This window comes from Bacteroides stercorirosoris (genome assembly GCF_900142015.1).
GTDB lineage: Bacteria > Bacteroidota > Bacteroidia > Bacteroidales > Bacteroidaceae > Bacteroides > Bacteroides stercorirosoris.
Window position 1 is genome coordinate 86,474 of the sequence record NZ_FQZN01000001.1, and the last position, 22,630, is coordinate 109,103.

The 22,630-nt window shown below is 43.0% G+C and carries 14 protein-coding genes and 1 pseudogene; 9 read left to right on the forward strand and 6 right to left on the reverse strand.

Annotation, left to right across the window (positions count from 1 at the left end):
• Positions 1 to 19: 19 nt before the first annotated feature.
• The 7 genes from BUC01_RS00260 (at position 20) to BUC01_RS00290 (ending at position 14,057) form a co-directional block, all read left to right on the forward strand.
• A complete protein-coding gene (locus BUC01_RS00260; RefSeq protein ID WP_025831027.1) occupies positions 20 to 2,770 on the forward strand; it encodes a sugar-binding domain-containing protein in 2,751 nt (916 codons plus the stop codon).
• Positions 2,767 to 4,572 (forward strand): hypothetical protein, encoded by a 1,806-nt coding sequence (locus BUC01_RS00265; protein ID WP_025831028.1) that lies wholly within the window; start codon positions 2,767 to 2,769, stop codon positions 4,570 to 4,572. Before BUC01_RS00260 ends, BUC01_RS00265 begins: the two co-directional genes overlap by 4 nt.
• Complete coding sequence (locus BUC01_RS00270) at positions 4,569 to 7,262, forward strand: glycoside hydrolase family 2 TIM barrel-domain containing protein (RefSeq protein WP_139261775.1); 2,694 nt, start codon at positions 4,569 to 4,571, stop codon at positions 7,260 to 7,262. Before BUC01_RS00265 ends, BUC01_RS00270 begins: the two co-directional genes overlap by 4 nt.
• Before the next feature lie 6 nt (positions 7,263 to 7,268).
• Positions 7,269 to 9,044 carry a glycoside hydrolase family 88 protein gene (locus tag BUC01_RS00275; RefSeq protein ID WP_025831029.1) on the forward strand — a complete coding sequence of 592 codons (1,776 nt, stop codon included), beginning with the start codon at positions 7,269 to 7,271 and terminating at the stop codon, positions 9,042 to 9,044.
• Entirely contained in the window at positions 9,041 to 10,951 is a 1,911-nt protein-coding gene (locus tag BUC01_RS00280; RefSeq protein WP_073312369.1) for a heparinase II/III domain-containing protein, read from the forward strand. The genes BUC01_RS00275 and BUC01_RS00280 overlap by 4 nt, the downstream gene beginning before the upstream one ends.
• Before the next feature lie 9 nt (positions 10,952 to 10,960).
• A complete protein-coding gene (locus BUC01_RS00285) occupies positions 10,961 to 13,747 on the forward strand; it encodes a glycoside hydrolase family 2 protein (protein ID WP_025831030.1) in 2,787 nt (928 codons plus the stop codon).
• Between the two features lie 61 nt (positions 13,748 to 13,808).
• Positions 13,809 to 14,057: a hypothetical protein gene (locus BUC01_RS00290; protein ID WP_139261776.1), complete on the forward strand. Its 249-nt coding sequence runs from the start codon at positions 13,809 to 13,811 to the stop codon at positions 14,055 to 14,057.
• 66 nt (positions 14,058 to 14,123) lie between these two features.
• On the opposite strand, the pseudogene BUC01_RS00295 reads toward BUC01_RS00290, so the two are convergent.
• The 6 genes and pseudogenes from BUC01_RS00295 to rbfA all read right to left on the reverse strand — a co-directional run.
• Positions 14,124 to 14,366 (reverse strand): annotated as a pseudogene (locus BUC01_RS00295) (sensor histidine kinase); the annotation flags it as partial.
• Between the two features lie 64 nt (positions 14,367 to 14,430).
• Positions 14,431 to 15,333 (reverse strand): DUF6268 family outer membrane beta-barrel protein, encoded by a 903-nt coding sequence (locus BUC01_RS00300; RefSeq protein WP_025831033.1) that lies wholly within the window; start codon positions 15,331 to 15,333, stop codon positions 14,431 to 14,433.
• Between the two features lie 127 nt (positions 15,334 to 15,460).
• Entirely contained in the window at positions 15,461 to 16,465 is a 1,005-nt protein-coding gene (locus tag BUC01_RS00305; protein ID WP_073312371.1) for a sensor histidine kinase, read from the reverse strand.
• A gap of 12 nt (positions 16,466 to 16,477) precedes the next feature.
• The gene (locus BUC01_RS00310) at positions 16,478 to 17,236 is read right to left on the reverse strand and encodes a LytR/AlgR family response regulator transcription factor (protein WP_025831034.1); all 759 of its coding nucleotides are present in this window, start codon (positions 17,234 to 17,236) and stop codon (positions 16,478 to 16,480) included.
• Between the two features lie 658 nt (positions 17,237 to 17,894).
• Positions 17,895 to 19,127: an FtsX-like permease family protein gene (locus BUC01_RS00315; RefSeq protein WP_025831035.1), complete on the reverse strand. Its 1,233-nt coding sequence runs from the start codon at positions 19,125 to 19,127 to the stop codon at positions 17,895 to 17,897.
• Complete coding sequence (gene rbfA, locus BUC01_RS00320) at positions 19,124 to 19,456, reverse strand: 30S ribosome-binding factor RbfA (RefSeq protein WP_009130318.1); 333 nt, start codon at positions 19,454 to 19,456, stop codon at positions 19,124 to 19,126. Before rbfA ends, BUC01_RS00315 begins: the two co-directional genes overlap by 4 nt.
• Positions 19,457 to 19,597: 141 nt before the next feature.
• On the opposite strand from rbfA, the gene BUC01_RS00325 reads away from it, so the two are divergent.
• Positions 19,598 to 20,689 carry a sensor histidine kinase gene (locus BUC01_RS00325; protein WP_073312373.1) on the forward strand — a complete coding sequence of 364 codons (1,092 nt, stop codon included), beginning with the start codon at positions 19,598 to 19,600 and terminating at the stop codon, positions 20,687 to 20,689.
• On the forward strand, positions 20,686 to 22,629 hold the full coding sequence (locus BUC01_RS00330; protein ID WP_025831036.1) for a tetratricopeptide repeat-containing sensor histidine kinase: 1,944 nt from the start codon (positions 20,686 to 20,688) through the stop codon (positions 22,627 to 22,629). The genes BUC01_RS00325 and BUC01_RS00330 overlap by 4 nt, the downstream gene beginning before the upstream one ends.
• Position 22,630: the final 1 nt, after the last annotated feature.

The window sequence follows — 22,630 nt, forward strand, 5'->3', positions numbered from 1 at the left end:
AACTTAAAATATTGACTCTATGCGTAATATTTTCTTTCTCATATTAAGTTGCTTTTGTCTGCTTTCAGTACACGCACAGAATGAAACGTCAAAAGATCATATTTCATTAGCTGGTATCTGGAACTTCAAATTAGATCCTTTGAATATTAGTATTCCGGTAAAAGGAAGCAATTTTGTATCTAAGTTTCCAGAAGAAATAACTCTGCCGGGGTCTACAGACCAAGCTGGAAAAGGATTCAAAACGCAAGATATGAGTTCGCTTCGGCTTACTCGCATGTTTGAATATAGTGGAGCTGCTTGGTATGAGAAAGAAAATATATTTATTCCTGAATCTTGGAAAGACCAACAACTTTTTCTGTTTTTGGAACGAGTACATTGGGAAAGCCAAGTGTGGATTAATGGAAAATTTGTCGGAAAAGAGGAAAGTCTTTCTACGCCACATTTGTATGATATAACTTCTTGTGTGAAGTTTGGAGACTGGAATACTGTTCGTATCAGGGTAGATAATGGAAACATCCACGATATAGCCTATACACATGCCATCAGTGCTGAAACACAGACTAATTGGAATGGCATTATTGGACGTATGGAGATTCAGGCTGTGAGTAAGGTACATATTGCTGATGTGCAGATATATCCTTTACAAAAAGAAAAAAGGCTAAAGATTGTGGCGCAGATTGCAAACTATAGTAACCTGCCGGTTAAAGGCGATATACGGATAAATTGTCACTTCTTGAATGATTCTCAGGATTTGCATCTAAAGGAGAAAAATACAACTTTTGATAGTTCGGATTCTTTAATACACTTGGTACATTACTATGATTTGGGAGATAAGCTATACACTTGGGATGAATTTGAGCCCAATCTGTATAAAATTGAATACGAGATAAAGTGTTGCGGTAAGAGTGATGTGCGAAAAATAAAGTTTGGTATTCGTGACTTTGGAACAAAAGGTACGCATTTCACGATAAATGATATTCCTACATTTATTCGCGGTGCTGTAAATTCCTGCGAGTTCCCCATTACCGGTTATCCTCCGATGGGTTATGAAGAGTGGAAAAAGGTAATGAATGTCTATAAAGATTACGGATTGAACTGCATTCGTTTTCATTCTTGGTGTCCCCCTGAGTCCGCATTTCAAGTTGCGGATGAACTGGGCTTGTATTTACAAGTCGAAAACTCGGACTGGCGTTTTACGGTAGGGGAAGATGAGGCAACCAATGCTTTCTATTTAGATGAAGCTCAACGCATTTTTAAGGAATATGGAAATCATCCGTCTTTTGCCTTCTTTTGCGAAGGCAATGAATTAGTTGGAAAAGGTTGTGTTGATTTTCTAAAAGAAATGCTAACTGAATGGAAGAAAGACTCACGTCATCTTTATGTGGCTGCATCTGGTTATCCCACAGTGGGAGGAAGTGATTTTTTCGATTTTTATGGTGCTCGTCCACAGCGCTGGCAGGAAGGTCTGAAAGGACGTTTTAACTCGCAGCCATTAAACACAAGATATGATTACATAGATTATGTAAAAAAATTCTCAATACCTATGGTAACTCATGAGATAGGACAATGGTGTGCTTATCCTGATTTTAACCAAATATCTAAATATATAGGGGTTTTAAAACCTTATAACTATGAGCTATTTAGAGAAGATCTCCGTAATAAAAAAATGCTTGATCAGGCTCATGATTTTCATATCGCTTCAGGCAAGTTCCAAGTTCTTCAAAAAAAGGAAGAATTTGAATCTTATTTCCGTACCCCTGGTTTCGGAGGCTATCATTTACTTCAACTAAACGACTTCCCTGGCCAGGGTACTTCACCAGTCGGAGTTGTTGATGTTTTCTATGACGCTAAGCCTTATGTGGATGCCCAAACATTCAAACAGATACAAAGTCCTTGTCTTCCTTTATTACGTACTGATAAATTGGTATGGACTCAAAATGAGACTTTTGAAGGAGATGCCCAAATGGTTAATTTCTTAAAAGAAGAATTGAAGGGAGCGATAGTGGACTGGAAACTCGAATATCTGGACGGCAGCATTTATAAAGACGGTTCCTTTAAACTGGATATTCCGAATGGTGGCATTACTGATTTGGGAAAAATTTCTATTCCTCTGACCGGGATTTGTCAAGCTACGAAGATGGTATTGAAGATGGAAATCAGAAACACCTCATTTTCCAATAACTGGGCTATATGGGTTTACCCAGACAAGTTACCGGAAATATCAGAAAAAAAAGTAATGTTGACCAGAGAATGGAACAATAAAGTCAAACATTATTTGCAAAAAGGAGGAACGGTATTGCTGCTTGCTGATACTGCCCAAGTAAAATCTGACGTGCCCCCTTGTTTTTCCAGCATATCCTGGAATGCAGTTTGGTCCGGTACACCTCCAAACACTTTAGGTATTTTATGTAATCCCGGACATGCCTTATTCAGACATTTTCCAACAGAAGAACATTCAAACTGGCAATGGTTCGACTTGGTGCGTAATTCGAAACCGATGTTGCTTGATCATACTACTTATGAATTTAAACCCTTAGTGCAGATTATTCCAGATTGGAACAACAATCGAAAGATAGGCCTAATTTTTGAAGCTAAGGTGGGTAAAGGAAAACTAATGGTTACTTCTATCGCCTTTGACCGGATTATGGCTCATAGCCCTGTTGCACGGCAGATGTATTACAGTCTGATAAGCTACCTTAATTCATCTGATTTTTCTCCGGAAGTGGCCCTTACTAACGAAATGATTGACAGAATATTTATTCAGCCATGAAACACAAGAATATCCCTTTGATATTGTTGATCCTTTTTTCAGCCGTGACATATAATTTATATGCCCAGCAGAAATACTGGAATGAGCACACTCAACTCACTCCATGGCGTTTTCCATTGGTGGCAGACAAGACCGGACTCACTTATGAAGATCTCACGGGAGACGGTACGCCGGATATCATCCGTGCTTTCATCCTCGACAGCATTCCCGTCATGTGGATTGATGACGACGGAGATATGCGATATGGTGACTTGGAAGGTGATACAGATAATGATTGCCTACTGATAGACCTGAATAAAGACGGTATCTTCGGTGGTCCGAAAGATCTCTGCATAGATTGGGTAGACACAGACGAAGATGGAATAGCCGATATGCAATTGGTTATTTATAACGGCAGTGCCGATGCTCGTTGCGGCTATGACTGGGACTCTGATTTCATTATTGTTATAGATATTGAGAAAGATGATATCAAAAGTTTCATCGACTGGAACCAACTACTCCCTCTATGCTGGGAGCATAGTGGTCATTCAAACTTCTTTCAGGATTATCATGGGAACACATTATTGCTGAAAATGCATTCATCCAGTTTCAGAGTTGCCGACACTCGCTTCAACTGCGAAAACCCTTTCATTTTCTACGACCACGACAATGATAACCTGACAGAAATGTCTGTCCGCCTGATGGATATCCCACACGTCCGTCCCTGTAACGGGGACAATCCCCATGAAATATTCAGAAAAGTATCTGATGAAATAGATGTTGTGTATAGCGGCCGCATTCCCTGGGCAAGTATCTCTTGGGATGTGGATAATGATAACGGGCAGGGCAACGAGTTCGATTTTGATATGACTGTTCATTTCTATGGAAAAGGATTCGATTACTCTGATCAGATACATAAATTTAAAAACCTGCGCGGGCTTCCGGAAGCTGACAGATATATCTATGATCCACGTTGGCGACAAATGTCCGAACTTATCTATCCGGACGAGAAAGTGGCTTACGATATGATTTTCCGAAAAGGGGAGTGGGATTACTGCTGGTTTGTCTTTGATGAGGACGACGACTGCAACCGTTGGGAGCGTGTAGAGTTCTACTATCCATACGACCTTTTCAAAGTAGGTACCGCACAAGGCGGACTCGATAGCCACAAGCAAGCGGATGCTGCCGGTGACCGTGGAGAGTTCGACCAAGATAACTCCGGAAAAGGAAAACTGTACCTCTCCCCCATCGACGGAAAGATACATCTTTTCGGTGCTGAATGGGGCGCCTGGCGCATTGACCAAAATGCAAAATGCTTTCAGGGATACGGCGGATTATATCCCCCGGGAGAAAAAGAGCAACGTTTACACAAAGACCCGGAGTCTTTCGCAACAGTCAAGTACACGGATACTGATAACAATGGATTTTTCGATCTGATAGAATATGACCTTGACGGAGACAGAATCTTTGAAGAACGTGTATCTTTGCCCGAACTGGGTATCGATGATTCGGGGATGATTTATGATACCTCCAAGATGAAATATGAAGATACCCAAGCATTATTTGATATATGTACAAATGAAATATGGAAACGAGGACAAGATGCCATAGAAGTAGCAGGACAATATAACCTGAATACAAGCTGGTACGCATTCTGGAAACAACCCCACACTCCGTTCGAACGATATTCATACGGATATTGGCTTAATTTCTATATTTATAAAGACCTTTGCCATCTGGCAGAGCTGAATAAAGATACTAAAATGCGAAAACGATTGGATAAAGCATATTATTCAGGCAATTGGAAGGAGGCACTAAAATGAAGAAGATTTTGAAACTTTCCTGCGTTGCATTATTGATGTTTTCCTGTACGCCGACAGAATCAATAATAGATTTGTCCGGTGAATGGGAAGTAAAGATAGATTCCATACAATGCAAGGTAATGCTTCCGGGCTCTCTTGCCGAAAACAAAGTGGGTTGTCAGCCCAAAGATTCTGCAACCAATACCCTGACTGAAACCTATAGTTATCAGGGAGCAGCATGGTATGAAAAAGATATTGAAATTCCGGATTCATGGCAAAATCATCCTATAGAGTTGTTCATGGAAAGAACAAAGGTTTCCGAAGTATTTATCAACGGAACATTTCTAGGAAGCCGGAACAGTGTATCCACGCCACATATATATATAATTGATTCGCTGCTTAAAACCGGCAAAAACAATATCAGAATCAAAATAGACAATACAAAAAGCCTACTTCCATTGGGTGGCTCCCATGCATACTCTGAACATACCCAGAGCAATTGGAACGGTATTCTCGGTGACTTCCACTTAAGAAAACTACCGGACATCTGTATCCAGCAAATACGAATAGACAGTCCATCCGATGGTAACTGCCTCATAACGGTATCCCTCTTTAATTATTTAGAGGAAACAAGCAAAGGAATAAAAATAGCAGTTATGGATTCCGAAAACAGCAAGGTGGCAGAAGAAGTAGTCAATGCATCTATTCCTCAAGGCAAATCCGAGCATACAGTAAAAGTTAGAATCCCCGTTCCGCAGTTATGGGATGAATACACCCCCTACCTGTATAACTTCCGGATAGAGATACCCAATTATGACTCACGATATGTTCAGACCGGATTAAGAGACTTCAAAACAGCAGGAACACAATTCATCAACAATGAAAGAGTAATCTTTTTACGCGGGAAAAACGAAGGCGGAGTTTTCCCGTTGACCGGATATCCAAGCATGGACATCAATGATTGGAAACGATACTTCGAAACCATCCGTTCCTATGGCATCAATCATGTACGTTTCCATTCATGGACACCTCCCCAGGCAGCCTTCTACGCCGCTGATGAAACAGGTATATTCCTTCAGCCCGAACTTCCTTTATGGGGAACATATCAAGAAAAGGACACTACCCTCATCTCCTATATGAAACAGGAAGGGAAGAGAATCATTCAAGCATATGGGAATCACCCTTCATTTGCCATGTTCAGTTTAGGCAATGAGCTTGAGGGAGACACCGCTATAATGGCAAGTATAGTGAAAGAGTTGAAGCAATATGATAAACGCCATCTCTATATTTTGGGAACCAACAATCATTACTGGAATCCTCAACCCCATCCAGTAGAAGATTTCTTCGTTGCTATGCGGCACGGAAAAGCGACTGACAATAACAGTACAGACTTGCGTGGCTCTTTCTCTTTTGCCGATTCCAATCAGGGAGGTATAATTAATTGCAATGCCCCCAACACCAAGCGTAACTTTGCAACAGCCATACAAAACATGGACAAGCCGGTAATAGGACACGAAACCGGCCAATATCAGGTATATCCTAATTTCGAGGAAATAGACAAATATACAGGAGTATTGCGTCCGCTAAATTTCATGGTATTCAAGAAAAGGTTGGAAAATACCGGTATGGATGCTAAAGCAAAAGATTTTCTGAAAGCATCGGGCGCATTGGCAGCATTATGCTACAGAGAAGAAATCGAAATGTCTCTCCGTACTCCGCAGTTTGGTGGTTTTCAATTGCTTGATTTGCAAGATTATCCGGGACAAGGCACTGCTCTTGTAGGCATTCTTGATGCATTTTTGGAATCCAAGAATGTTATCTCCACAGAAAAATGGAATGAATTCTGTAACGACATAGTACCATTGGCCCGTTTTTCCAAATACTGCTGGAACACGGACGAAACATTTGTTACAGAAGTCCAGATTACCAACTATGGACAGTCCGATATAAAGGACAAAATCATATCATGCACATTGTCTACCGAAGATGGAGGAATTCTTTATTCAGAAGATATCGGAAATGCAGCCATTCCGCAAGGCCGATTATCAACTTTCAAAAGTTTACATATACCACTTAACCACATAAAGGAATCCCAAAAGCTGACTTTCCGCATTGCCCTAAAAAATACGTCTTACCACAATTCATGGAATATATGGGTATATCCCCGTTATGATAAAATAAGAGAAGGAGTCATAGACGGAGTAACCGTGACCCGCGATAGTAAAGTCTTCGCAAAATTATATCAAGGAGAAAAACCGGTTTTATATATCCCCAAAGAAAAGGATATCAAAGGCCAATCAGTAGGAGGACTTTTCATAAGTGATTTCTGGAACTACAAAGTCTTTAACAATGTAACCAAAAGCCTTGGGAAAGAGTCTTCTCCCGGAACACTGGGATTGCTAATTGAAAATCCGGAACATGGCATTTTCAATTCTTTTCCAACGGATTTCCACTCTAACTGGCAATGGTGGAATATTATAAAGAAATCCAGCCCTATAATACTAAATGAAATGCCAAAAGATTATTACCCGATTGTACAGGTAATCGACAATTTCGAACGAAATCATAAGCTAGGGTTGATATACCAATTACCGGGAACAAAAGCATTAGTATGTTCTTCCGACTTGTTTGCAATAGCTGACGAACCGGAAGTTAAGGCACTTTTCCACAGTTTATTAAACTATTTGAAAACAGAGAAAAAACAAAAATAAAAGAATATGAAATATCTGTATTTACTATTATGCACATTGTTAGGGTTTGATGTCATGGCACAGACCAGTCAACCCTCCGAATTCACGCAAATCCGCCAAGAACTGCAAAAGAAATGGCCGGATAACAGAACTGTAAACCTTGTATTTCATGGCCACAGTGTCCCTTCCGGCTATGCCAACACACCTAATGTAAAAACACTTCAGGCTTATCCCCACCAAGTTCTGGAAGCCGTCAAAGAAATGTATCCATACGCAGTGGTCAACTCTATCACCACATCCATCGGCGGTGAAAATGCCGAACAAGGTGCCAAACGGTTCAGACAAGAGGTTCTGCCCCACCACCCGGACGTCTTATTCATAGATTATGCTTTAAATGACCGTAGCATCGGATTAGAAAGAGCACAGAAAGCCTGGGAGAAAATGATAAAAGAAGCGCAAAAACAGCATATCAAAGTCATCTTACTCACCCCAACGCCCGATCTGACCGAAGATATATCGGATGATAATTCTCCGCTTGAACAACATAGCCGCCAGATACGTCATTTAGCCCACGACTATAAAACAGGACTGATAGACAGCTATGCAACCTTCAAGGAGAAAAGGAAGAATGGAGAAGATTTGAAAATGTACATGAGCCAAAGCAATCACCCCAATGAAAAAGGGCATCATGTGGTGGCCGGGCTTATCTTGAATTATTTCTTCGATGAGGCGAAATGGAACGAATACCACCAAAAGCAAACCATGAAGATCATGAAAAAGGTAGCCGACTGGCAACTGATGAATTTTGAAAATCAAGTACGGAAAGGCTCCCGATGGGCAAATTCGCATGCCTACTGGGCATGGACTAACGCGACCATGTATATCGGCATGGCAGAATGGGCGGAGATGTCTGATGACCCCAAATACTGGGATTTTCTGCTCACCATAGGCGAAAAAAATCAATGGCAGACTGGCCCCAGCATCTATTTCGCCGATGATATCTGTATCATCCAACCTTATGCCATGTTATTCAATAAATACAAGGAACCACACATGATCAAAAAATCCGTTGAGACCTTGGACACTCTCATTGCCAACCCCAGACACAACAGCCTGAGCTATTACGCTGACGGTTCACATTCCCGCTGGTGCTGGTGCGATGCCTTGTTTATGGCTCCGACTTCTTTTGCACGCATCGGAAAAACAACAGGAGAACCAAAGTATTTTGAGTTCATGGATAAAGAGTTCCGAATCACTTATGACAGTCTCTACTCTGCTACCGACAGTTTGTTTTTCAGAGATACCCGATACATCAACATGCGTGAACAAAATGGGGAGAAAGTATTTTGGGGACGAGGAAACGGCTGGGTGACGGGAGCACTGACCTTCATCATCGACCACATGTCTGCCCAACATCCCTCACGCACTTTCTATATCAGCCTTTTCAGGCAAATGATGAAAAAGATATCTAAGCTTCAGGATAAACAAGGCTTCTGGCACTCTTCTCTACTGGACATAACTTCCTATCCCATGCCGGAAGCCAGTGCATCAGGTTTCTTCACATATAGCTTGTTTTGGGGCCTTAATCATGGATATCTTGAAAAAGAAGAATATCTGCCTATCGCAGAAAAGGCATGGAATGCATTGGTTTCCGTCGTACACGAAGACGGCAAGATAGGTTATGTACAACCAATAGGAGCTGACCCGAAGAAGGTAGATATGAACGACACAGAAGTGTATGGTACGGGGGCTTTCCTGCTAGCTGCAACCGAATATGTCAAATACTTAAAGCATACAAAATGAGAAATAGACTTTTACTCGCACTGCTCTTTATCCCTTGCCTGCTTTCAGCGCAAAACGGATATTATTTCTTCACTGAAAGCGATATCAGCCAAATACGCTCAGCCGCAAAAACGGAATGGGGAAAGAGCATTATAGAATCACTGAAAGATACCGTGGAAGCCCGGCGAGAATATCCCCTAACCGTACCTTTACTGGAAGGAGGACATATACACGATTATTTTTGTCCCGAACACAAAGTACGTTTTTCATTTGACTGGAATAAGCCGGAAGCACATTACTGTTCACAATGCAAGCATTATTGGACAGGAAATAAGCGTTATGATTGGGCATGGGTAAATGTGGCGCATACTCATAATTACAGCTATCTACGTAACTGTATGTATCTTTATCTCGCAACAGAAGAAAGAGTCTATGCGGAATATATCCGGAACATGATGCTGGATTATGCATCGAAATACCTCACATACCTCGAGCACGACACGGCCAGAAAAGTCGGTCCCTGGGGAGGAAAGATGTTCGGGCAAAGCCTTGATGAGTCCGCATGGGCCAGTGACGCTTGCAGGGCATATATGGTGGCAAAACCAATCATGACACCGGAAGAAATAAAAGAAATAGAAAAAGGCTACCTGATTCCCTGCTCGCAACTCTTACTGAAAAGAAGAGGCACTGCCAACTGGCAAGTATGGCACAATAGCGGACTGATAGCTTTGGGAATAGCTTTACAAGACGACAGTATCATCAACACAGCACTCAATGATCCGGAATGTGGTTATCACGCACAAATGGAACGCTACGTTTACAATGACGGCTGGTGGGGTGAAGGTTCGCCCACTTACCATTATTATCCGCTGCATGCCATCATCCTGTCAGCTGATGCCGTACGCTGCCGGAATATCAACCTGTACGATGAAAAGTTATATAAGATGTTGGCTGCTCCGGCAGCCGGAGCCTATGCCGATTTATATTTCCCCGCACATAACGACGGATGGTATGGTGAATCCCTGATAGCCCAGATCAGTTTATACGAAATAGCTTACCAACGCTATAACAATGATCCGTTCTTTATGAATGTGTTGCAACAATGCTACCGGTATACTTCAAGAACAGCAGCCGAAGCACTAGAAAACTGCATCGAGATACCCCAAACCAGGTCAATACCTTCCTGGCCGTCCGTACACTTTGAGAATACCGGATATGCCGTACTCAGGTCAGACGCAAGAACCGTCGTCATCAAGTATGGCCCACATGGAGGCGGACACGGACATCCGGACAAACTCTCTATCTCTGTTCATAATGGCGACAAAGAAATAGTCTCCGATATGGAGACATGTGCCTACGGCGTACCAGCCTTTACCCAATGGTATCGGAAAACGCTGTCACATAGCACACTGAGCGTAGATGCAAAAGACCAGAGCGAATCAACAGGCAAGCTGCTCTCTTTCAAAGTCCGCAAAGATGGTGGAGAAGTGCTTGCCGAAGCACCGGAGGCCTATCCCGGAGTAAGGATGAACAGGAAACTGGTGTTGAAGAAAGACAAACTCACAGATATATATACAGCACTATCGGACGATGAGCATCTTTACGATTATGTATTGATACTCACAGAAAAGCCCGTATTCAGCCAAGCCGGAGAATCAATAAATCTGAATGACTCACCGGCTTACAGTTACATAAAAGACGCGGTTATCAGGAAACAGTCATTCCCTATAAGTTGCAAAGTAGGAAATGCGAGTTTGGTTATTCATATGCCTGACAAACAAGATTTTGAAGTCATCACCGGAGAAGCCCCCGGAATTCCGCCGGGCAACGGAAGTGTACTGGCAAAGTATGATTCGCCTTTCTGCTATCCTCTCATTATACGAATCAAGGATAAAAACTTTAAGATAAGAACTGAATGGAAATTTTAATTTGATATCATGAAAATAAGTAGACTTTTAATTGCCTGGGGCATAATCGCCCTGTTTATGAGTTCCTGCAAACAGCCAATGCAAGAAATTGACCTGTCAGGAGAATGGGAAGTGGCGCTGGACAGCCTGGATAAAGGAATCTCCGAAAAGTGGTATGCAGAATCCTTTTCTGACCGGATTCTCCTTCCCGGAACACTTTGTGATGCCGGTTATGGCACTCCCTGTGCCCTTGAGCCTGTTATGGAAAAAGAAATCTTCCTGAATCTGAAACGGAAGTTCGATTATCTGGGTCCTGCATGGTACAGAAAAGAAATCTCTGTTCCCGAAGAATGGAAAGATAAAGATATAATTCTCACCTTGGAACGTGTCATCTGGAACTCTCAAGTATGGATTAACGGAATGCAAGTAGAAGGATTTAATGAAAGTCTTACCACCCCGCATTATTTCAACTTGGGCAAATATCTTGTTCCGGGAGAGAACAACGTGATTGCCATCCGCATCGACAACCGCAGACAGCATGATATCTCCATCAGAAACCTGGCACATGCCTACACCAATGATACCCAGACCATTTGGAACGGCATCTTAGGTAAGATTGCGCTGACTGCCAAAGATAAAGTCCGGATTGAAGAACTACGTTTAACTCCCAATATTGACAATCAGACGGTTAATGTCACTGTAAAAATAGGGAGCGATGATACGGCTCTTGTGTCCGGAAAGCTCCGGCTATCCGTGAAAGACCCGAAAGGGAATAAACTTCCGGAGAGAGAAGTAGAGATAAACAGCATGGAAACAACCTTTGAATACTCGGTTGAAGACGCCATGTTATGGGATGAATTCACCCCCAACATCTACGAAGCGACCGCCACTCTTGAAGTCGGAAACATGACTGACTCCAAAAGTGAAACATTCGGTATGAGAAAACTGACCAATAAAGAGGCCCTTCTGCAAATCAACGACCGCAGACTTTTCCTTAGAGGTACACTGGAATGTTGCATTTTCCCCCTGAAAGGTTATCCTCCAACGGACAATGCCGGTTGGGAGAAAGTCTTCAATGCCGCCCGAAATTACGGTTTGAATCACATACGCTTCCACTCTTGGTGTCCGCCGGAAGCAGCTTTTGACGTGGCAGACAAAATGGGCTTTTACCTTCAGATAGAATTACCTTTATGGGCACTTAATGTGGGAGAAGACCCGAAAACTGTAGATTTCCTGTATGATGAAGCCAAACGCATCATGAAAGAGTATGGCAATCATCCTTCCTTCTGTTTCTGGAGTTTGGGTAACGAGTTGCAGGGAGATTTCAGTGTGATGGATAAGCTGCTCACCACTATCAAGCAAGAGGATAAACGGCACTTGTATATGACCACTACATTCACGTTTGAACCCGGGCATGGCAGTTGGCCCGAGCCCAACGACGACTTCTGGGTTAGCCAATGGACCAAGAACGGCTGGGTACGCGGACAGGGCATCTTTGACGATCAGCCCGCAAGCTTCAACAAAGATTTCTCCACTGCAATAGAAGGTTTACCTGTTCCACTCATTACGCATGAAATAGGGCAGTACAGCGTATTCCCCAACCTGAAAGAAATTGATAAATACACCGGCAACCTACTGCCTTTGAATTTTAAAGCGGTAGCCAAAGACCTTGAGAAGAAAGGAAGACTGTACTTGGCCGAAGATAACCTGATGGCCAGCGGAAAACTTGCCGCCATCTTATATAAGGAAGAAATAGAACGGGCACTCAAAACTCCCGGATTCAGTGGCTTCCAGTTATTGGATTTACACGACTTCCCCGGTCAGGGCACAGCACTTGTCGGAATCATCGATGCTTTCTGGGAAAGCAAGGGATTAATCACTCCTGAGGAGTTCCGACAATTCTGTTCACCGATAGTTCCTTTGGCCCGGTTTGAGAAAGCAACCTACATAAACAATGAGACTTTTGAAGTTCAGTTTGAAGCCGCCAACTTCAGTGACAAGGCACTGAATGATGTCCAACCGGAATGGATATTGAAAGATTCTAAAGGCTCCACCATCGCAGAAGGAAAACTGGAGAAACAAGAAGTAGCAATCGGTAATGCCTTAAAATTGGGAAATGCATCCATCCCCTTGAAACCGGTAGCAAAGGCCGACCGCCTCACTTTATCCATTCAGTTTGCAGGTACCGACTACCGTAATTCCTGGAATATCTGGGTATATCCGCAAGAAATGCCGGAGGTTGGTACTGAAATTGCTTACACACGAAGCTTTGCCGATGCAGAGAAAGCACTCAACCAAGGAAAGAAAGTCCTACTGAATCCTGCCCAAGAAGATATCAACGGATTGGAAGGTAAGTTTGTGCAAGTATTCTGGAGTCCTGTTCACTTCCCCAATCAACCGGGAACAATGGGCATCCTTTGCGACCCGGCACATCCCGCACTGGCTGATTTCCCGACCGAAATGCACAGCAACTGGCAATGGTGGGATATCTGCAAGAATGCAACAACTATGGAACTCGATAGTCTGAAGAACAACATGCAGCCCATCATAAGAATGGTTGACAACTTCTATAAGAACCGGAACTTGGGTTTGCTGTTCGAGGCAAAAGTTGGAAACGGAAAATTGCTGGTGTGCAGCTCGGACTTGATAAAAGACCTCGATTCCCGTCCGGTATCCCGGCAATTACGTTACAGCCTATTGAAGTACATGGGAAGCAGCGCATTCCATCCGGAAGAAGAGCTTTCATTCGAACAGATCAAAAAGGTCCTTCATAATGTGAACAAGAAAAAAGAAGAAAAGAAATCTATCTATGAATAGATAGGACTAAAAAAAGCCGTTCCCTCCCCTCACGGGGGTGGAACGGCACAGTCAATAATACATGAAAAAACGCTATTTAGAGAGAGTCTCTACACATTTGGTTTTTGAGGATGATCCTGCGGTTGAGGCGGTTCTTGTGGCTGGCGCATTCCCTGCCACTTTACAGGGGCAATTGTTTCTTTTCTTGCTCCTGTACAAAGACCACGCTGCATATCAGGCAGACAGCCAACAAACACCATATTCTGTTATCTTTCATTCCGCGTCAGTTTTTTATTCTGATGCAAATGTAATGGAGAGAAAGAACATCTGAAAATAAAATCTACGAAAGGGAAGGTTTTGCCGACGAGTAGGTCATTAATCCAATCAGCATCATGTTCTACGCTTTTAAGGGTACATACAGCGTAAACTCACTAAACTCTTTTTCAACGCTATTCACTGTCACGCTGCCATCATGGGCATCCATAACCTGATAGACATAATTCAATCCCAACCCAAAACCGGCAACTTTACCAAGTCTGGAACGCTTGAAAGCTGAAGCACGCTCAAACTTCTCAAAGATATATTGCCGGGCCTTCTCCGAAATCCCGATACCGTTATCATGCACTTTGATCAGAGTATGTGACAACTTATTTAGTAACTAGCCTCTAAAAGTGACAACCGTTTTTAGTATAAGTCAAATTGGACTAAAACCCCCACTTCAATCCAGCTGACAAATAAACAGTCGGGTAAAAATTAGTTTCTTCTTTATCCTTGAACATACTATTGGCAAAGCCTTTCAACGTGCGTTTAGTCAGATCGGCAGACCTGAGCCAATTGCCTCCTATCCCTAAATAAAGATAAGACTTCTTCCCTATCTTATATTCCGGACACAAATACGACCGTATCATAGCGGAAGCATACATCATCGACTTTCCGTCCACATCCATCACCGAAGATATTCCATCCATCTCCATAGCCACCAGCCTCAGCTTAAATCGTTTGCCCAACCGCACTGCTCCCGATATCTCCATGCCCGAAGAGAGGTTTACATTCACTTCATAATTACCAGAGAGCTGCCAATTAAGGAAGAACATCGGCATTGCAATCGGCACACCGAATGAGTTCGTCACTCCCGCTCCAATACCTAAATCCAGATTCTTCCTGCACTTATACACAAAAATAACCGCGCCATTCACCAACACACTCTCCCACGTAATCGCATCCGGCGCAGAATAAACACCACCGCCCATACTCGCAATCATATACCACTTTTTTGAAATAGGGCGCACGTGTGTCAAACTAAGATTGGCATTCAGCACTTCATCAGGATGTATATCCAACACCATATCCTTATTATGAAGCATTGCATAAGTGCCGCTCACCGATGCCGACCACATGATGGGTTGCCCCGAAGCATTCTGTTTCAACGAAAAAGGCAAGGTATAAGCTCCGCTGACTTTAAACAAGTCGCCGGAACCCAGCTTATCACCCGCCTCATCCTTGAAAGAGGATGAAGGCATATACTCCGTTTTAATCACTCCCTGTGCATAGCTGCCCACTGCCGCTAACGAAAGCAACAGAAATGTAAGATAAGAGAACCGTCTCATTGCTAATAAATTAGATTATATATTTATTGCAAAGAAACACGTTCAGGACGTTCAGCGTAAGCGTTTTCCGACCAACTTCACCAACCGCCTGCTGAAATTCAGAAATCAAAAGATAAGCCGGAAGGAGTTATTCGAGGAAAGGGATTTTCACCGTAAACTCCGCACTGCTTTCGGTGATGACAATCTCCTTATTATAAAGAGCATATTGCTTTTGCAGGTTTCCCAATCCCACACCACCCCTGTCCACCGACGTCCGTAGTTGCAGATTATTGGAAATCACAATGCCATCATCCGCCATGTCAATCCGGACAATCAAAGGGCTTTTCAAAGTCGCTATATTATGCTTTATCGCATTTTCCACCAGCAGTTGCAGGCTGACGGGGATAATCTTTCGGTTTCCATATAAATCACTTTCTCCGACTTCAATGAACAGGGAATCCTCAAAACGTATTTTCTCCAGAAAGATATAGCGTTCCAGAAAATCCAGTTCCTCCTTCAGAGTAACCATCGGACGATTATTCGTCAACAACAGGTAGCGATAAACGCCCGACAGCTTCTTAGCAAACTGGTTCGTCTTCTCTGCATCACTATATGCCAGCGAGGAAAGTACATTCAGACTGTTGAACAGAAAATGCGGATTTATCTGCGCCTTCAACGTCTCATACTGATATTGAATCTTTTCTTTCTCAACGAGTGCCAATTTCTTCTCAGCTTCCATCTGGCTCTGCTGATAAAAGAATATCTCAATCAGAAGAACAATCATACAATTCCAAAGTACCACGGGCAGAGACATTTTCAGTATGGCATAATCTTCAGGCCAAGGTTCATTTAAAATTATGGACAGGCCATAATTTGCCGCCACACCGAATATACTCACCCACACAGATGTCAATAGCAAATCGACAAATATCCTCATCGTGTTGCTGACACAGCCCAACCGCTTATGCACAACAAAGATGATAAAGAAGTCCACAACCCCTACCAGAATACAGGCTGGCAGATTAAGCAGGTATTGAGTTCCCAAATTTAAGCTCCGGGGAGCATCAGAAAGAAGCTCCGCCACGTACTGAAATGCAAACAATGAAACAGCAATCAACAGTACAAAAAGAAGGATATACCACTTATTCTTCATTGCCGGCAGTATTTAAAGTACACCATCCACCCATTTCAGAAAATCGGGAACACGCACACGGCTAATCAATATCTCATGTGGGCACTCAGGTTGCAGGCTCAGCTTCAAGCGACTGTTGAAGTACTTGGATATTTTCCGGATAGAATTGATATTCGCAATACAGTTCCGGGCTACACGGAAGAAAGTCCGCTCATCCAATAGTTGCTCCACCTGCTCCAACGTATAATCCACGATATAACGTTTATCGGAGAAGGTATGCAGGAAAACCACTTTATCCTCACTATAAAAGAAAGCTATATCCGGAGTCTCCACGTAATGATAGGAATCACCCTTCTGAATGAGGAAACGATTCTTCTTGTAATTGCTCATCAGGGAACTTTCCAACTGCTTATAATCCGGCACGGCAGGAGTTGTCATCCGGAGTTGCTCAAACTTACTCAGCGCTGCCTGCAAATCGGTTTCCTCTACAGGTTTCAACAGATAATCCACACTGTTCACCTTAAACGCCCGGATAGCATGCTCATCATAAGCGGTAGTGAAGATGACGGGTGTGGCAACATGAATCTGCTCAAAGATGTCAAAGCTGCTTCCATCCGTCAGACGAATATCCAGCAACATCAGGTCCACCGGATGATGCTTCAAAAACTGCACAGTCTGTTCTACAGTGGACGCCCATGCCTCCAACCGGTAATCAGGGCGCAACTTCTCCATCATTCGCTTCATCTCTTCGTAAGCGAAACGCTCGTCTTCTACTAACAGGTACTTTACCATTCGTCTCTTACTTATTAAGAATCTGCTGTAAATGTACAGATTATCATCCATACCCGGCAATGGAAAGATGAATTTTCCGATGAACTTCAGAAACTGACGGATGAAATGATATGGTAAAAGCAGCATTATAAAAAACTCGCTGCCTATTTTCTCTTCAGGGTTATTCCTTTTCTCATATCAGATATATTAAGGTTCCGGCAACTTACTACCTTTATCTTTTATAGTGAACCAGGGTATCGCTCAATAATCCAAACAGGTTTCTTTTCGGAACAGTTACGAATGTGATTCACCACAGAATAAGACAGAGTTTACGGAGAAAATGCTGCTAAGTTGCCGCACCGCTACTTTTATCTGTTCTTCCTGCGACGGCTAATGAAAAACATAGTAAACGCTTACTCTTTCCACCATGGGGATTTTTTCTTTCCTTCATGGAGAAACTTTCTTTCCACCATGGAGGAAAAAAAAATCTCCATGGTGGAAAGAATAGCCATTCGCATACAAAGGTATTAAGTTTGGGCAGAAAGCAGTCTAAGAATGCCTAAGAAAAGGGTTAGTGGTTGGAAGAAGAAAAAAAACGGTTACGGGCTACAAGTTTCATTCCTTTCCGTTCCGATTATGAATTAGTCGACAAGCAAAGAAAAATGAAGTATAGAAGCCCTCACTTCTTCAGCAACCGCCGCGTAAGATAGTGCACCGGATACCACACAGAAAGGAAGCCGACAGCGATTACCGTAATAAATATCAGTATCACATCCGTCACGTGAACACTCACAGGGTAAGCATCGACAATAAAACTACCGCTGCCGCCACCTAAGGAGATGATGCCGAAACGCTGCTGGAAGAAACAAAGCAACAGACCGAGAATAATACCCGCAAGCGCACCGAACAGAGAAATGAGCCGCCCTTCAAACAAAAAGATACGGGCTATCAGGCGGTCGTCCGCACCAAGATTGCGCAAGGTCTCCACATCTTCGCGCTTATCAAGTATCAGCATGGAAAGGGAACCGATGACATTGAAACAAGCAATGGCAAGAATAAACGTAAGGAAAAGATAGGATATGAACTTCTCTATCTCCATGATGCGGAACACATCAGCCTGCTGCTCGTAACGGTTCAGCACCACATAATCATCTCCCAACATACGGGAAATCTTTCTCTGAACTGCCGACGCATCAGCATCCGGCTTCAACTTCAGCTCAATGGCCGACACTTCCGTATCATAATTGAAAAGGCGGCGGGCAAAATCGAGGGAAGTAAGGATATAGCGCGCATCATACTTCTGCTGGTTCACTACAAACACCACACCGGGAGAGAATAGATAATCCCGATTGAAAGAGGCGGAAGGATTGGCCATATTCACCCGCACATTCCGTTTAGGCGCATAGACTTGCAGCGGATCGACAAACTGAAGCCCCGTACCCAGTTCGGATATCAGTTCCACGCCCAGAACGCCATAATCTACAATGGAGTCGTGCAGAATAAACTCACCCGCACCATACAGCAGACTGTCAATGGAAGTCAACTGCTCGAAGTTGTCTTCCACGCCTTTGATTACAGCCATAGCCTGACGGTCTTTATACTGCACCATGGCGTTCTCTTCCAGCGTCTCTGTCCAAACGTCAATTTCGGGCAAAGCACGTACTTCACGAATGGCCGCCGTGCCCGGTTCAAAGACTTTCCCCTCACGAACGGTAATCTTCAGCTCGGGGTCGAAAGCCGTAAAGAAACCCGCCACCATATCCTGAAAGCCATTGAATACGGAAAGAGTACACACCAACGCCAGCGTAGCCAATGCTACCCCGCACACCGAAATGCCGGAAATAATATTGATAGCATTGTGCTTCTTCTTGGAGAAGAGGTAGCGGCGGGCTATGTAGAAGGGAAGGTTCACTTCAGCAACTCATCTATTTTTTCAAGATAATCCAGCGAATCATCCACGAAGAACTTCAGTTCGGGAATGATGCGGAGCTGATGGCGCACACGGGTACCCAACTCATAACGAATAGACTTCATGTTTTCATTGATATTCTTAATCATCTCTTCCGCTTTTTCCGAGGGGAAAATGCTGAGATAAGCACGCGCCACACTCAGGTCGGGACTGATGCGCACTGCACTGACTGACACCAATATGCCCGGCATGGATTTAGTCTGCAATAAGAAGATTTCGCTCAACTCCTTTTGAAGTAAACGACATATTTTGTTCTGTCTGGTAGTTTCCATTACTATACTATTTCTTTAATTTAGAGACAAAGTTACTGAAATATCTCGGTTAGCTGATAATTTATACTTTTTTTAGCACGATTATCGGACCAATCAATTCATAATAAAATTACCTTTGCAACGACACTAATCAAAAAAAACATGAAAAGACCTGTCTTCACACTACTATTTCTGTTTTCCTTGCTTCTTAGCAGTTACGCTAACCAAGACAGTAAACAAGATAGCCTATGGAAAGTTGCAAATCAGCATATGAAAGAGCAACAATATGAAAAAGCCGCCAATCTATATAAAGAATTAGGAGAGAATATTGATACTGATTACAAGGAAATCAACTCCCACAAAGTAAAGGATTTACGGGAGACATACTCCATTGACGAATTGCAATTGGCTAACAACCAACAGCAGAATCATTTGTTATTATTAGCCCTTATCATATTACCTTGCCTTATCATTGTTGCCGGCATCTGTTTCCTCTATCTGAAAAGACAGGCAAAGAAGTTGATGCTCTCGAAGCGAAAGCTACAAAAAGCGGAGAAAGCTGTGGAAAATTCAATACGCAACAAGAGCCTGTTCATATCAAATATGAGCCACGAAATACGGACTCCGCTAAATGCCTTGTCAGGCTTTTCCGATGTGCTGACCACTCCGGGCATTGATGAGGAAACCCGAAAACAATGTAACGACATCATCCAGCTGAACTCACGCCTGTTGTTGAATTTGGTGAACGACGTGGTAGATATCTCCTGCCTTGACATTACAAATATGAAATTCAACCTCAAACAATGTGATGCGGTAGACCTGTGCGAAGGCATCATTCAAACCCTGGAAGGCATCAAGCAGACACAGGCTGAAATATTCTTCAAAACAGAACTTCCCTGTTTAGAAATCGAGACTGACACACTTCGGTTACACCAAGTGTTAATCAATATATTAGTCAACGCTACCAAATTTACAAAAGAAGGAAGCATCACCCTGCAACTGGAACAAACCGAAGAAGGCATGGCACAATTCTCCATCACCGATACCGGCTGCGGCATCCCGCTGGAAAAGCAGAGCAGAATATTCGAACGTTTCGAAAGAGTAAACGAGCAATCTCAGGGAACCGGGCTGGGACTGGCTATCTGCCATCTCATCATCAGTCGCCTTGGTGGAAACATCTGGATAGACCCGCAATACACCGATGGCTCACGTTTCGTTTTCACTCACCCGTTAAAGCAGGAGGGCAAAGCATGAAAAAAACAACATTTATCCTTTTGTTTGTAGTGGGAATACTTTTCCAGATAAAGGCAGAATCACCGGCTTCGGTAAGCAAACAATTTCGTGACAGTATCTTCCAAAGCATTAACTCTGAAACAAATGATACTCTCCGTTCTAAGATATTGAGAGAAGCATTCCAGCAATATATAGGCCAAGAGACAGCTTTAGAATATCTGGATTCAGCTCTTGCACTTTCCAAACGAAAAGGAATGCATGAAGAGGAATTATACACCCTCTTTGACTACTGCCGTCACTATGAATACCGGGGCGAGACTCCCAAAATGGAACGGCATTTCCTGAAATTGAAAGAAGCCGCCTATCAGTATAAAAATTATTCACTCTATTATACAATCTGGTTAGCCATACTCCAAATCAGATGTGCCCAAGGAGATACGGAATACGCCATCATGCAAGCTAAAGAAATGCAGAAAGAGGCCAACCGAATCAAGTATAAAAGCGGAACATTCGTTTCGCTTATTGCTCTGGCACAAGCACAAGACTTCGCAGAGCAATATGATGAAGCGGTAGCAAACTATAAACAAGCCTTGGTAGTAAATCCAAATGCTAACAATTATTCTCTTTTGTTGATACATCAGAACTTAGGGGGAATATACTTGGAGCAGAAGAAGTATACAGAGGCTCTCAGTGAATTGGAACAGCAACAAGAGGTACTGAATAAAATGCTGAAAGAAGACCCACAATCTATAAACACATTAAAAAGCATTTTCCTGGAAACTGAGATATCTTTTGGCAGAGTTTATGCAAAAACCGAAGACAAAAACAACCTAAAGTTGCACCTGACAAAGGCCGAAAAGTTTTATGATAAAGAAAGTTTTTTTAGTTACTATATTGATTATCATGCATTATGGGGAGTGTACTACAAACTCATAAAAGACTGGAACAAATGTTTCCACGAGTTTAATCTGGCCATATCTGCTTGCCGCGGAGCAGAACCTTTTCATGAGAACAGTATTCTCAAAATGAAAGCAGAGGCTATGTTGGAAGCCGGACAATATGAGGAAGCAGCCGGTATTTATAAAACAGCAGTCTTAAAAGGAGATTCTCTCAACCAAGACATGTTGCAGCGACATGAAGAAGTATACCAGGCTAACTACAAAATCCAGAAAGCATTATTAGACAAGGAACTGATGACCAAGCAATACCGTTGGATATACGTCGGAGCATCCGCCATCATACTTATCCTGATGCTTCTTGCCATCATACGCGCCCTCCGCATTCACCGGCAATTACGCCGTTCGGAAGAAGAAACCCGGCAAGCATTAGAAACGATAGAGGCAGCGGATAAAATGAAAGAATATTTCCTGCAAAACATCACCTACGAAATCCGCATACCATTGAACACTGTCGTAGGCTTCTCCGAACTGTTGTCTGCCGAGAATGACCTTTCCGAGGAAGAAATACAGGAATATTCGGTTGCCATAAAGAATAATTCAGAAAAGTTATTGGCTCTGATAAACAACATACTCGATTTGTCACGCCTTGAAGCTGGAATGATGCGGTTTAACGTGCAGGAATACGATGCCATAGAGCTTTGCCGGGAGGTGAAGATGATGGTGAATATGCAGACTACGATGGTGAACCCGCACTTTCATACAGAATTGGAAACACTGACCATACAGGCAGATAGCAGATGGTTCATGAAGCTACTTTCATCCCTGCTGACTGTTCCAAGATTATATGACGGAGAAATCTGCCAGGTGGAATATAGCCTGACCAGAGAAGGGCAATGTCTTAGAATCACAGTAAAGGGAAGTCCTCTCTACCAGGTATGGGAAGACGAACAGGAGCAACGAATCCTGCACGATATCAACAGGCTTTATCTGGAAGCGTTTAAAGGAAGTTATCAGGTTTCGGAGGAAGAAAAAGTGGTTACGATTACTTACCCTCTGGGTTAGA